Annotated in this window: 12 protein-coding genes; 3 read left to right on the forward strand and 9 right to left on the reverse strand. The window is 51.9% G+C overall.

All coding sequences use genetic code 11. The annotated features are described in order from the left end of the window. Positions 1–121: 121 nt before the first annotated feature. The 4 genes from QNH99_RS16005 to pagP all read right to left on the reverse strand — a co-directional run bounded on the left by QNH99_RS16005 (position 122) and on the right by pagP (position 2,693). Positions 122–919, reverse strand: coding sequence for a deaminated glutathione amidase (locus QNH99_RS16005; protein WP_410516913.1), 798 nt, complete (start codon positions 917–919; stop codon positions 122–124). Between the two features lie 57 nt (positions 920–976). Further along, positions 977–1,408 carry a GNAT family N-acetyltransferase gene (locus tag QNH99_RS16010; protein WP_063878738.1) on the reverse strand — a complete coding sequence of 144 codons (432 nt, stop codon included), beginning with the start codon at positions 1,406–1,408 and terminating at the stop codon, positions 977–979. A gap of 352 nt (positions 1,409–1,760) precedes the next feature. Further along, positions 1,761–1,970: a transcription antiterminator/RNA stability regulator CspE gene (cspE, locus tag QNH99_RS16015; protein ID WP_006118399.1), complete on the reverse strand. Its 210-nt coding sequence runs from the start codon at positions 1,968–1,970 to the stop codon at positions 1,761–1,763. A gap of 150 nt (positions 1,971–2,120) precedes the next feature. Continuing rightward, on the reverse strand, positions 2,121–2,693 hold the full coding sequence (pagP, locus tag QNH99_RS16020) for a lipid IV(A) palmitoyltransferase PagP (protein ID WP_338156913.1): 573 nt from the start codon (positions 2,691–2,693) through the stop codon (positions 2,121–2,123). A 929-nt stretch (positions 2,694–3,622) separates the two neighbouring features. On the opposite strand from pagP, the gene QNH99_RS16025 reads away from it, so the two are divergent. Beyond that, on the forward strand, positions 3,623–3,868 hold the full coding sequence (locus QNH99_RS16025) for a hypothetical protein (protein WP_063878736.1): 246 nt from the start codon (positions 3,623–3,625) through the stop codon (positions 3,866–3,868). 49 nt (positions 3,869–3,917) lie between these two features. Here QNH99_RS16025 and gntT read toward each other — a convergent pair whose 3' ends face one another. Beyond that, positions 3,918–5,234, reverse strand: coding sequence for a gluconate transporter (gntT, locus tag QNH99_RS16030; RefSeq protein WP_063878735.1), 1,317 nt, complete (start codon positions 5,232–5,234; stop codon positions 3,918–3,920). A gap of 290 nt (positions 5,235–5,524) precedes the next feature. Between gntT and QNH99_RS16035 the strand changes: the two genes are divergently transcribed. Next, on the forward strand, positions 5,525–6,673 hold the full coding sequence (locus tag QNH99_RS16035; protein WP_410516914.1) for an iron-containing alcohol dehydrogenase: 1,149 nt from the start codon (positions 5,525–5,527) through the stop codon (positions 6,671–6,673). A 66-nt stretch (positions 6,674–6,739) separates the two neighbouring features. Here QNH99_RS16035 and QNH99_RS16040 read toward each other — a convergent pair whose 3' ends face one another. From QNH99_RS16040 to QNH99_RS16055, 4 genes are all read right to left on the reverse strand, one after another. Continuing rightward, entirely contained in the window at positions 6,740–7,570 is an 831-nt protein-coding gene (locus QNH99_RS16040) for a Cof-type HAD-IIB family hydrolase (RefSeq protein ID WP_096011915.1), read from the reverse strand. Positions 7,571–7,676: 106 nt separating this feature from the next. Next, positions 7,677–8,129 (reverse strand): RcnB family protein, encoded by a 453-nt coding sequence (locus tag QNH99_RS16045; protein ID WP_063878732.1) that lies wholly within the window; start codon positions 8,127–8,129, stop codon positions 7,677–7,679. Positions 8,130–8,653: 524 nt separating this feature from the next. After that, a complete protein-coding gene (locus QNH99_RS16050) occupies positions 8,654–9,748 on the reverse strand; it encodes an ABC transporter substrate-binding protein (RefSeq protein WP_283355035.1) in 1,095 nt (364 codons plus the stop codon). 297 nt (positions 9,749–10,045) lie between these two features. Then, a complete protein-coding gene (locus QNH99_RS16055) occupies positions 10,046–11,308 on the reverse strand; it encodes an acid phosphatase (protein WP_283355034.1) in 1,263 nt (420 codons plus the stop codon). Between the two features lie 395 nt (positions 11,309–11,703). Between QNH99_RS16055 and QNH99_RS16060 the strand changes: the two genes are divergently transcribed. Then, complete coding sequence (locus QNH99_RS16060; protein ID WP_410516915.1) at positions 11,704–12,927, forward strand: AI-2E family transporter; 1,224 nt, start codon at positions 11,704–11,706, stop codon at positions 12,925–12,927. The last annotated feature ends 51 nt before the right edge of the window (positions 12,928–12,978 follow it).

Genomic DNA, 12,978 nt, shown 5'->3' on the forward strand with positions numbered 1-12,978 from the left:
GGCGAATAACGGTAACCCCTATTTAGGCGCAGTTTAGCCCTAACCTCAAGCGTAATCTGTAACAGAGTAAGATCGCAGTTGCCCTCCTTCAGTTCCCAGGCCCCGTCCTGCCGAATAACGCTTAGCGCGACGCATCCAGTTCAGGCCGACTAAACCGGCGGTTATCCAGCACCGGTAACATTGCGCGTGCCGTGGCGATTCTTTGCGGGTCAAGCTCGGCGAAGATTAGTGCGTGAGATTCGGCCGCACGGCTTATCGGCACACCCAGCGGATCAACCACCATGCTGTTGCCAATATTACGCGTCCCGCACTCTCCGACGGCGACCACATAACAGGTATTTTCCAGCGCACGCGTGCGGGTAAGTAAATCCCAGTGCATCTCTTTTAACGGCCCTTTGACCCAGGCTGAAGGTAAGACCAGCACGTCGGCACCATCCAGCACAAGCCGCCGTGCCAGCTCAGGGAAACGCACATCGTAACAGGTCATCAGCCCTACTTTCATGCCCGCCACGTCCACCAGAGGTGGAACCTGTTCACCCGCTTCAACTCGCGTTGATTCCTGCATGGCAAAAGCATCATAGAGATGCAGCTTGCGATACTCTGCCACGAGCTTCCCGTCGCGAATCACCACCAGCACGTTGAAGACTTTATGGCTATTACCTGGCACATGCATTCCCAGGACCGTCGTCAGTCTGGTGCCCTTACTGGCGACCAGCAATTGCGACAGGAATGGTCCATCCAGCGGCTGTGCGGCTTCCAGAATTAAATCGGGGTTTGTGATGTCACTGGCCAGCACCGCCTCAGGCAGGACTAACAGGTCGGCATCAGCACGGCTGGCCTGATCCATCATGCTCAGGCAGGTTGTGGCGTTTTCCTGCCATTCACGCTTAACCGCAAATTGCCCTAGCGCGACTTTCATTATCCCTTCTCCAGCGACGCCGTGTCGCTCTGTGAGCCGAATGGTGAGCCTGTCATCTTACAGAGGCTGTAATGCTTTCACATGATAGCGTGGCGATTCAACATAACCTTCACGGCCATAAAACTGGTTTGCTTTGAGGCGCGAGGCATGACAGTGCACTTCCATGCGATCACAGCCGTGCTGAGCCGCCAGCGCTTCTGCGTGCTGCAGGAGTTTCTGTCCGACGCCTTTGCTACGCTCACCTTCGGCAATGCACACGTAGCTGATGCGAGCAAAATCACCCGCCAGCGCCAGCTGAGGAATAAAATGGAGAGAGATAAATCCCAGCACCTGATTGCCGTGCTCTGCAACCAGCAGCTTCTCATTCGGATCGGTCATCAGTTGAGCAAGACGTTGCTCAATAAAATGCTCTGTACCGCCATAACCAAGTTCACTTAACAACGCGCTCAACACGAAGCTGTCCTTCGCCTGAGCTGGACGAATATTCATCCTGTCACCTCTTTATCTGCGATGCGGAGAGTCAGTTATAACCCGAGACGCCGTAAAATGCTGCTCCTGCGAGTTGTTATGATTATGTTACGGGGATTATCTGTGACTCGCTCCGCAGTTTGTCAGTCGTTGTGGCGCTGCAGAATGGGCCTGAGTCCGATGTAGCAGTAGAACCAGGTGCGGCCCGGGTTAACGCGAGAACGTGATGATGCGAGGGAAAGTGCAGTGGGATAAAGGTAAAACCATTGTGTAAGTGTTCCGCATAAAGCCGGGCTGAAAACCAACGGTGTGGTTACGTGCAGCCATAAAAAAACCCGCCAGAAGGCGGGTTTTTAGAATTCTGACTGTTAACTTACAGACTGATAACGTTAGCAGCAGATGGGCCTTTTGCGCCGTCAGTGATTTCAAACTCTACACGCTGACCTTCAGCCAGAGTTTTGAAGCCATTGCTCTGGATCGCAGAGAAATGTACGAATACATCTTTGCTGCCATCTTCAGGAGTAATGAAACCGAATCCTTTAGATTCATTAAACCACTTAACGTTACCTTTAATCTTAGACATCTATATTACCTTTACATGAAAAATGGACACTAAACTGTGTCGCCATCTAGTACAGCAATTGCTGAGGGTTTTGTCCAGCCTGAATTGATGAAAAAGTGATAAATATCGCTATTATTTTCCCTTTAGTGACTTATTCAGGGGTTCTGAGGCTTAAAACTGCCAGCGCAGCCAGGCAAAATACACGTTACCGTTGTTGTAAGTGCCTGGAATATAAGTCATTTGAAAATTAACCGGCCCATAACCTACTGATGCTAACGGCAATAATGCCGGCACAGGATAGTATCCCCAGTTATTCCTCGCCGTGATGCCAGCGGTAAAGCCCAAACCATAGTGAAAATTCTGATCCGACAGTGGCCGCCAGGTTGCTTCCCAGCCATAGCCGCCAAAGGGTTCCCACTTGTTAAAGGAATCTTTAAACGCCATCAGGTAAAGGCCGTGCCAGTTACCTTTCTCATCGTAACGTGAAACCCCACCACCCGCTCCCCAGGGACGTTCGTTATATCTGTGGATATGCTCATCATCATACGTCCAGCGGTTATGCCAGGTGATGGCGGGCACATAAACATCAATGGAGTCAGGCTGTTGCCAGGTTTGCTGGACATTATCAGTGAAAGTGTCCCAGCCCGATTTTATCTGCTGGGTGAGCATGGCCGCCTGGAGAGAAAATGAAAAAAATAGCGCCAGTAAGGGCGCTGATAAGCGTGCGATAAAAGACCTGTTCACTTCGGTATTACCTTTATTGTATTGGCTAAATCCAGCGTTCCATACTGCAAACAACAACGTAAAAACCCGCCTGCAGCAGAGAGAGCGAAACCCTTCTGGAGTCTGTTCGGCATGTCGTTATGCTTAACGAGCTAAAGCGTGAGGGATTTTAAAACAGGGAAGATGAACCAGAGCCAAACAACCAGCACTTGCCATATTCTCGCTAAATGAGGTGATTATCCTGCCTTTATTAAACGCCACCAGTTGCGCGCTGTGCCCGCTAAAAAACAAAAAACGGGCGCAATCGGCGCACGAATAAACGCCGTTTAATCACTCGATTAATAAAGAAATAATTAATAGTTTTTGATGTAAATTATTAGATCAGGGACGAACCTGTGTAGACGCGGCTGACGAGCAAAGACGCCAGAGAGATAGCGATGAAGGTAGAACTTACAGGCTTACAGGCTTACAGGCTTACAGGCTTACAGGCTTACAGGCTTACAGGCTTACAGGCTTACAGGCTTACAGGCTTACAGGGAAGAGAATAAATAGCGCGGGTTGATGCGACAAGGGTGGTCAGAAAGGATTTGGGCACCGTTGAGGTGCCCATAGAATCAGAAAATCAGTTTAAATACCCCTGTCAGGGTCAGTAGTCCCACGATAAAAATAATGGCGATAATCCACAGAATTATTTTCATTTCCTCTCCCTTACCTAAAAAAACATTCCCATAACAGTATAGGCAAGATTTGAGGCTGTGCTTTTTGCTTATTGCGATCTCATCCATCGAAGCAACATTCAGCTTTAATGGTTATTTTCTGTGAGAAGCATCGCATAGCAGGTTTTTACCTGCCTTGCCGCTTCGTTTTGCGGATTAATCCTGGCTAAAATTTATGCGGACAGGACAGCTCGACGGTTTTGACACTAAAAATGCAAAGCAGGGAGAGACCTTATGAGTAGCATAAATACCAGTATGGGCCGCTATAGCCTCAAGGCAAAATACAGCGGTGATCAAATCAAAGGTTTTTTCGCCATCAATGATGAAGGCGGCACGCAACTCACCCGACAGGAGTTTGCGGTGCACTATCTTGACGATGTCGTTAATAACGTGATTTATCCGGTGACCGGCGGTAACCGTGAAATTGCCCGCGCATTGCGAGAACAGATGGTAAAAGCGGGATTTGAAGATTCAGATTAACAGTACGGGCCGCCGGTCCTGCGCGGCCCTACTGCTTTATGCAGGCACCTTACACCACGTAGGAAAGCAGTAAGCATCCCACCAAACCACATACCGAAATAATGGTTTCCAGTGCCGACCATGACCGAATAGTTTCGCCAATCGTCAGGTTAAAATACTCTTTAAACAACCAGAAACCGGGGTCATTAACGTGTGAAAAAATCACGCTGCCAGAACCCACAGCGATCACCATTAACTCCGGGCTCGCCCCGCTGGTTGCAATTAACGGAGCCACAATCCCCCCTGCGGTAATCGCCGCCACGGTTGCAGAACCCAGGGCAATGCGCAGCACGGCAGCAATAGACCAGGCCATAAACAGCGGAGACAGATTGGTGGCATGCATCATATTGGCAATGTATTTATCCACGCCGCTGTCTACCAGAACCTGCTTGAAGGCACCGCCGCCACCGATAATCAGCAGCATCATCGCGATAATTTTGATGGAGTCGCTTAGCGTATCCATCACCTGTTCCATGCTGCGTCCACGGTTCAGACCAAAAGTGAAAATCGCAATCAGCACGGCAATCAGCGTCGCCATAATGGGATCGCCAAAGAACTCGGCATAAGGCAACAACGCATGGCCTTTGGGCAGCACCATTTCGGCTACCGCACGCAGCGCCATCAGGACGACGGGAACAAGGGATGTCCAGACGCTGACGCCAAAGCTGGGCATTTCCGCTTCGCTAAACGTTTTGGGGTTATAAAGCCCTTCTGGAATAGGTTTATCAATCCCTTTCAGGAAACGTGCATAGACTGGCCCGGCGAGAATCACCGTTGGGATGCCCAGTAAGGTTCCAAACAGCAGTGTTTTGCCCATATCGGCATTAAACAGCGTGGCAATTGCCGTGGGGCCGGGATGAGGCGGGAGAAAACCATGGGTCACGGACAATGCCGCCGCCATAGGAACGCCGACAAACAGCAGCGGTACGCGTGCCGATGCGGCAACGCTGAAGACCAGCGGCAGCATCAAGACAAAGCCCACTTCATAGAACAGGGCAAAACCCACAATAAATCCGGTCAGCACCAGTGCCCATTGGATGTGCCTTGTGCCGAACTTGTCGATCAGCGTGGTCGCGATACGTTGTGCGCCACCGCAGTCGGCCAGTAACTTACCGAGCATTGCGCCAAAGCCCATAATCAGCGCCAGGCCGCCCAGCGTCCCACCGACGCCATTTTTAATCGAAAGAATCACTTTGTTGACCGGCATGCCCTGCATGACGCCAACTGCCAGGGCGACTAAAATCAGCGCGATAAAGCCATTGAGTTTAAAGCGAATCATCAGCAGTAACAGTAATGCCACGCCAATCGCCACATAGAGTAATGGCATAATTTTTCTCCACCTGATGCCCTGAATAGTTTCAGTGCCGCTTTGTTATCGTGGTCCCTGAGGACATGTAAAACCGGGGTTCTGCAAGAGTCGTAACATTTTGACAACCCCTGTTACCGATAACATGTTAAGGGTAACATCCTGGTTAAAGCATCACCCCACCGTGGATGAATTTGCGTTTTGCGAAGGCGATCAACTTTTCCTCTCTACGGAATAAGAAAGTTTCGCGGGGCCGATCGCCGGCTTTTGGTTACACTCAGATTTTAGCGAAGATATAAAAGGATGCGCTGGTGAGTGAGAATCTGAGTGAGCTGTACAGCAATCAACAAACCTTTTTTGGCCGGGGAAGCCTCAATAAGCTGATTCCCCTGCTGGCTGCCCAACCCCAGGCTACCCTGCTCTTTTGCGGTCGTTCATTTTTACAGGGCGAAGCTTACGCCCGGCTCAAATCCACGCTCAACGATCATATTGTCGGTTATGAGATTGTGAATAACGAAGCCTCACCCGACGATATTGATGCCTGGGTCGCGCGCTGGCGTGGTCATGTTGACAGAGTCGTGGCGGTGGGCGGTGGCAGCGTTCTGGATGCCGCTAAGGCTTTTAGCGCCATGATTCAGCATCCGTTACCGACGGCACGCTATCTGGAAAAGGTCGGGGATACGGCGGTCAGTGCCATCACATTGCCCCTGATTGCGGTCCCTACCACAGCGGGCACCGGCAGTGAAGTTACGCAAAACGCCGTCGTTACGGATCAGCGGGATATTCAGATCAAAGCGTCGCTGCGTCATCCGGTATTTGTGCCGCAGGTCGCCATCCTCGATCCCGATTTGCTGAAAGGCGCCCCCGACAAGGTGCTGGCTACCTGCGGAATCGACGCATTTACCCACCTGTTCGAAGCCTATTTGTCCAACAAGGGCAACCTCTTCACCCGCCAGTTAGCCCTCACCGGATTGCGTCAGTTCATTCAGGGCTGGCCTGCGCAAAATCAGCAAGATGAGGCTGGCGATCGCGCGCGTGAGGCGATGATGATGGCGTCCTGGCTGGGCGGGATCAGCCTGAGCAGCGCGGGGCTGGGCGTCATTCACGGGATTGCGGGCGAACTGGGCGCGATTAAGCCCTTCCACCACGGCGAAGTATGCGGAAGACTGCTCTTTACGTTTCTGGATCATCTGGCAGACAGTCAGCACCCGCAACAGTGTCAGTTGATGGCCGACATGCATCAACAGCTTTTTGACGCGCACACCGATTCTCCGGCGCACTACCTGAAAGCCTGGCTACAGCGCTCAGCCATTACGGCTTTCTGGCAGGACGGTCCAGCGCTCAGCCCGTCAGACATCGACTGGGTACTGGCCCGGGCTAACAGTAAAAACAGCCTGGTGAGTTACAGCAAAGATGAAATGCGCGACATGATGGTTCGTGCCTGGCCGGTTAGCGCATAGTCCTTATGCGGGCTTATCTACCGCCCGCACAGTTGACTCTCGGCATTTGTAGCCTGGTGCCCGTCACTATGCCTGTGTAAAGGGCGGTTCGCCTGCCAGCATCTGCTCAATGACCTGTAACACACCTTCATCATTGTTGGCAGGTGCCAGGAAACGCGCGGTCTCTTTTACCCGCTGCGGGGCATTGCTCATAGCGAAACTGAAGCCGGACTGCTCCAGCATCTCCAGATCGTTGCCGCCGTCACCGAATGCCAGTACCCGATCGTGAGAAATGCCCCAGCGCTGCGCCAGCAGGTTCAGGCCGTTTGCTTTGTGCTGACCGGGAACGATTAAATCTACCGAACCGTGACCGCTGGAAGTGGCCGCCGCCGCGCCTTGATGCAGGCGCTGAATATCTGCCATCAGGGGTTCCACATAATCGTCTGACAGATTAAGCGCAAACTTAAGTATCTTGTCCCCGGCAACCTCATCAAGAGAACGAATGGGGCGGAGGCGATGGCAATAATGCCGCATCTTAACCAGCCACTTCTCATCCATTCCTTCAAAATAATAGGCGCTGTCACGCCCGCAAAGCAGATAGCGCAGGTCGGGATAGTGACCATTCTTTAACGTATCCAGCACCGCATCTATGTCATCACGCGTAAACGCGCCACAGAACAGCTCCTCATCACGATCAATAATTAATGCGCCGTTTTCTGCCACAAAGGCGATCTCGCTGGCGATTTCAGGAAAAAACGATCGGAGTTGGTGATACTGGTTACCACTGGCAACGACAAACTTGATATTTCGCTGAGTGAGCTGGTGGTAACAGGCGAGGAAACGCGAGCGGTTGTACTGTTTTTTGTCATCCAGAAATGTGCCATCCATATCAACAGCCACCATCTTAACCGTGGTCATCAGAACTCCTTAGCCGGTAAACGTTCAGAATTTACTGTCAGAATAGCCTGGTAACGGGCAACAGGGTGCACAAAAAAAAGGGATGGCCGATGCCATCCCTGTGTCTCTACTGAAAGGCGTTATTCAGTATCAGTGAGGTAATAATGCCGGTTGCGGCGGCAATCAGCACGTAGTTACCGTCAATGTCGGCCCAGTGCTGGCCTGGAGGCGGTTCTCTCAGGCCGCGCTCACGCCAGTCGTCAATACGGTAATCCTCGCCACAATATTCCCGTGGAGCCGGGCCGCCACGGCGGAACTCATGACCACGCCAGGCAAAACGATCCGGGTGATAATCACGGCGCACATCGGGCGGTGGCGGTCCGCCTGGGCCTGGCCGACGGCCGGGAGGCCCATCGCGATCGAGGCCGGGCGGGCCGTCGCCGTCGGGACCGCGACCGGGGTGATGCCACGGCCCGTCGGGTCCACCTGGGCCGCCTGGCCCTTGTGCCAGAGCGGAGCTGCTGTACATCGTGCTGTATGCTAAAAGGGCGATAATCAAACCAGATTTTATTTTTTTCATGGTACTGCCTCCAGTGGTAACGGCGCTTACGCACCGTTACCACTACTATTGTCTCGGCAGAAAAAAATAAGAATCACCAAAACTCTTAAAAGTCAGCGCCTCTAAACCAGCGCGGTCTGGCCTTCATCCTTTCGTCAGGCATGCAGTAAGCGTGAAACAGAGATACCGTATTGATCTGCGGGTATTAAGGAAATCAGGGCAGGTGTGACATAAAAGCCAATAAAAAATAAAGCCCCGATCCGCAGATCGGGAAGTCGTCTTTAAAACCAGTTAACTGGAAAATGCCCCTTAATATGCATCAGGGAAAAGCAAAGCAGACAACACCACATCACCAGTGTCGCGATGAAATAATAACGCTGCGTTAGTGACAGTTCGATGAAAAATGGCACGCTTATTTTTAACAAGGCGCTTTATCGTTAAGAAAAATAACCCAGTGCAGATGACTGACAGACAAGCTAAAGCGGTTAATACCGTGGTCTGCGCCATCAAGGTCAGGCGTCATTCGCGCCTGACCTTGATGAGAATTACGGGTAACTCAACAGCACAGGCGCGTCCGGTAATTTTGTAAACTGCCGGACGATCTGATGGTAATCCGCAACCGGATCGAGCTGACTAAACTGTTTTGGGTAGAGGTCTTTGGCCAGAATCTCCATCCCGATAATGTTGTAAGGATGGTTATAAAAGTGGTGATAAATACCGTACGTGCGTCCCTGTTTGACCGGCTCTATTTGCGACAAGCCGGTGCGCTTTAATAAAGTCGTAAAGGTTGCCGCCACGTCTTTCCTGTCCGCCCCGTAACCAAATGGCAGCACATTGCTGTTTGGACGTTTTGAGCCGGTCATGATGTAAACATCCGGTTTCATGGCGATGATTTTTTCCAGGGAAACAAAGCCAGCGTTACCCGGCAGCAACGCTGATCCGATATTTTTGCCGCCTACCGCTTCAACCAGTCCACCCCAACCGCTGTGGCTATGGGTAAAGCAGCAACTGTCGCTGTTACCGGCTATCGGCTCAATAAAAACGGTGGGTTTGGTTTTTACCTGGTCAATGCCCTTCTGCAGGTTCTGCCAGTGCTGCTGATAAAAATCGGTGTAAGCCTTCGCCTCGGCTTCGCGGTTCAGCACTTTACCCAGCAGGGTAATCCCGGGCACGGTGTTTTCTTTAGGATGCAGTTCGTAGTCAACAAACACGACCGGGATATTCAGGCTTTTGAGCGTGGTCAGAACACCAGACTGCATAAGAGCAGGTTTAGCACGTAACTGCGCAATCATCATGTCCGGTTTTTTAGCCAGTACGCTTTCAAGATTCACCTGCCCCTGATCGTTGAACCCCATATCCACAATGTTTTCAGCCTGTGGCCAGGTTTTCTTCAGAAGCGCCCAGGTTTGCGTGTCCTGTTTTTTGGGCAGGTTGTTCCATGCCACAACACGTTTAAAAGGATCATTACGATCCAGCAGCGCCAGTGCCATGATATCTCGCCCATCCTGTAAAATGATGTGCTGAGGCTCTTTCTGCAGCGTAATAGTCTGCCCATCCACATCCGTGACGGTCAGAGGATAGGTGGTCGCCGAGCAAACCGCTGACGCCAGCAACGTTGCTGCAAAAATACCGAATTTCATGTTTGTTAACCCTGTTAAGAAATAAGAATTATTCTCGTTAACTTTAACATGCTAATTCGTAACAAATATAAACCTTTGTTTAATGAATACGTCTGAGCCCTCGCCTCAGCTTGAGACCGCCCCGGCTAAAGACAGGACGGCGCGCCGGAAGCCTCGACGATCAGGCCTTGAGGAGCGAATAAAAAATAGCAGAAATGGCAATCAGGCCCGCGACCATCACAATTCTGGTGCCTGGCATGATGCCAACCCAGGCGACGCTGTCAGCGAAACGGGCGGGATGTCCCGCCCGTTTTTTTATCAGTGTGACTTAGCCTGTGCGTAGGCCGCGTCCAGATCCAGTCGCTGCCAGAACGCCTGGTCCGCCCCCGGTCCACCCAGTGGATAACCGGCGGATAATGCACTTTTCACCATCAGCTCACGTCGCTGCTTTACTGACAGATGCGGCAAAGCCGTTTCCAGCAATACTTCTGCGCCATCCGGCACCGTGAATCTGGCTTTGTTGTCTGCCAGCTTCGGCAGGTTATAGCTCATCGTGAAGCGATAAAACGGCTTCATGCTGCCTGTGCCGTAGGGATCATCACGACCGGCGGGTTTTGCGCACGCCGCTACGGTTGTTCCACACTCTTTTTCCAGCGCGCTGCGCAGTTGCTGGCGGGCATCATTGAATAACGCGCGATAAGCGGCATCGTTCAGATAATGTGCAACGTTATATTGCGCCACAATGCGTGAACCCATTACATCGAGCGGATAGTGCACACCCAGAACCAGTCGCGAATAGCCGTAGCGTGCGCCGCGCTGGAGTAAGGCTTCAAACCGCTCCGGGACCATCTCGGCTAACAACAACGCATCGGTATAGCCCGTATTGGTGTGTCCGCTGGGGAACGAGCCGCCATCGGCCGTGTAGGGATGATTGTCTTTGATCACCGTATCATCCGGCACCAGATGAATCGTATTGCCTGTATGCAGGAAAGGACGCGGATAGTTAAAATGTTTTTTCGCCGCGCCGGTGCTGACTTCACTGGCTTTGATCAGGGCCGCCGCCTTGTTAATCTCGCCTTTATCATAGGCCGCCAGAAAGGCTTTACCTAAACGAGGTCCCAATGCGTCGGCAAGGAAATAGAGGTAGCTGATTCCTTCTGCGTCTGCCAGCGCCTGATGGCGTTCGCCCTGGGTCGCATTGAGGTTGATTGATGTGACCGTGGCCCGATTGGCTTCCAGAACCTTATCCGGCAGCGTGCTAAATCCTGATAACAGCGCAATGCCCGCCTTCTGCAACGCATCACTCTGGAAATCATAACCACTGGCTTTTAGCCACTGATAGTCGGCAATGCTGTCACTCTGCTTAGCCTGCTTAAGCTGATCGCGACTGAGCGCTGGCGCGCCCTTTTGTATCGCCGCCCGCTCTGCGGTCAGCGCCTGTAATTCAAGTGCGTTAAATGCCGGACTGGACGATCCCTGTGACGTTTGATTCGCCAGTGCACTGGCCTCGGACAACGTCATTGCCTGTGCCTGTTGCGCCACCAGCAGTGCTACCGCAATCAGGGTGAATTTCATTTTCATTATTATTCCTTTGGTCTCTGATTATCTCTGATCTTGCCGGATTTCACGCTAGCATTGCCCTATGACAGTTTTATTTCAGCCGTTCCGCCAGGGGTTTACTCTGGGTTTACTTTATTCCCCAAATAAACCGCCGATCGTTGGCGGCAAAAACGGCCGAACCCGCTACGCTAAGGTAGGACTGGCAGATGTTATCAACAGATAACAAGGTATTACCTGACTGTGGTATTAAAGGGCCTGCTTATGGCATCGGGCGCTTTGCCGCAGAAATGCCGTCTGGCGATGATTAAAAACAGAATTGATCGTTGATTACCGATGCAACATTCATACACTCTCGGGTTGCGAATGCCCGCATCGGCATGCGTGCTTATCAAGGGATGTTTACATGAGGTTATCCAATGCGCTTTAAAGGACTTACTGTCGGGTTTTTCCTTCTGATTTTGGCAATGACTACCGTTGCCTTTTTCGAGGTATTATCGCCCTACTTCTCTGCCATTTTGTGGGCAGCGGTGCTGGCTGTGATCTTCCATCCGCTTAAAACGTTTTTGCGTGGCAAGCTGGGCGATCGTAACGGTCTTGCCGCGCTGCTGACGCTGTTTTGCATCTGCCTCATCGTCTTTACCCCATTAGCGATCATCGCCTCATCGATGGTGGTGGAGGTGAACACGGTTTATCACAAACTGCAGACCAACTCCGCCCAGTTCCCTGTCGTCTTCGCCGATCTGTTACAGCATTTGCCGGGCTGGGCCAAACACTACCTGGCTGAAAATAACCTGGACAATGCCACGCAGATTCAGCAAAAGCTGTCGGCATTTGCCCTTAAAGGTGGTCAGTACCTGGCGGGCAGCGCGTTTATCATCGGTAAAGGCACGTTCAGCTTTACCGTTGGCTTCGGTATCATGCTTTACCTGCTGTTCTTCCTGCTGAAGGATGGTTCCTATCTGGTGCATCTGATTCTGGAAGCGCTACCGCTGTCCACCTACGTTAAACATCATCTGTTTATGAAGTTTGCCGCCGTATCGCGTGCAACCGTCAAAGGTACGGTGGTCGTTGGCGTGGTACAGGGGATTCTGGGCGGTCTGGCCTTCTGGTTTACCGGCATTGACGGCAGTCTGCTGTGGGGTGCATTGATGGGCTTCCTGTCACTGGTTCCTGCCGTTGGTTCCGCCATCATCTGGGTGCCGGCCACGATCTTCTTCTTTGCCACCGGTGCACTGTGGAAGGGCTTGTTCCTCGTCGGCTTCTTTGTGGTGATTGTCGGCCTGGTGGATAACATCCTGCGCCCGTTGCTGGTGGGCAAAGACACCAAAATGCCCGACTACATGATTTTGATTACGACGCTGGGCGGCATGGAAATCTATGGGATCAATGGCTTTGTGATTGGTCCGGTGATTGCCGCCCTGTTTATTGCCTGCTGGAATCTGCTGTCCGGACGCGATAACCGTGAAAACATCGAAGAGATCGATGAAGAGTTTATCGAAGAAGGGAAAAAGCAGTCTGATACCGCACAACAGGACGCGGCAGATGCAGAAACCGCGAAGGCTGAGTCATTAAGTGCGAAAACGGAAGCCGCAAAGGCCAGGTCATCAGGGCCGAAAACGCTGCCGGCCCAGCCAGAATAAAAACAGGTCATAAAAAAACCCACCAACGGTGGGTTTTTTCATAGTAAAGCG

The sequence above is a fragment of the Pantoea allii genome (assembly GCF_046529425.1).
Classification (GTDB): Bacteria; Pseudomonadota; Gammaproteobacteria; order Enterobacterales; family Enterobacteriaceae; genus Pantoea; species Pantoea allii.

Excerpts from the sequence above, each read along its gene's own strand:
- QNH99_RS16005 (WP_410516913.1), bottom strand. The coding sequence starts at position 919 with ATGAAAGTCGCGCTAGGGCAATTTGCGGTTAAGCGTGAATGGCAGGAA.
- gntT (WP_063878735.1), bottom strand. The coding sequence starts at position 5,234 with ATGCCATTACTCTATGTGGCGATTGGCGTGGCATTACTGTTACTGCTG.
- QNH99_RS16045 (WP_063878732.1), bottom strand. The coding sequence starts at position 8,129 with ATGAAAAAAATAAAATCTGGTTTGATTATCGCCCTTTTAGCATACAGC.
- QNH99_RS16050 (WP_283355035.1), bottom strand. The coding sequence starts at position 9,748 with ATGAAATTCGGTATTTTTGCAGCAACGTTGCTGGCGTCAGCGGTTTGC.
- QNH99_RS16025 (WP_063878736.1), top strand. The coding sequence starts at position 3,623 with ATGAGTAGCATAAATACCAGTATGGGCCGCTATAGCCTCAAGGCAAAA.
- cspE (WP_006118399.1), bottom strand. The coding sequence starts at position 1,970 with ATGTCTAAGATTAAAGGTAACGTTAAGTGGTTTAATGAATCTAAAGGA.
- QNH99_RS16060 (WP_410516915.1), top strand. The coding sequence starts at position 11,704 with ATGCGCTTTAAAGGACTTACTGTCGGGTTTTTCCTTCTGATTTTGGCA.
- QNH99_RS16040 (WP_096011915.1), bottom strand. The coding sequence starts at position 7,570 with ATGACCACGGTTAAGATGGTGGCTGTTGATATGGATGGCACATTTCTG.
- QNH99_RS16055 (WP_283355034.1), bottom strand. The coding sequence starts at position 11,308 with ATGAAAATGAAATTCACCCTGATTGCGGTAGCACTGCTGGTGGCGCAA.
- QNH99_RS16010 (WP_063878738.1), bottom strand. The coding sequence starts at position 1,408 with ATGAATATTCGTCCAGCTCAGGCGAAGGACAGCTTCGTGTTGAGCGCG.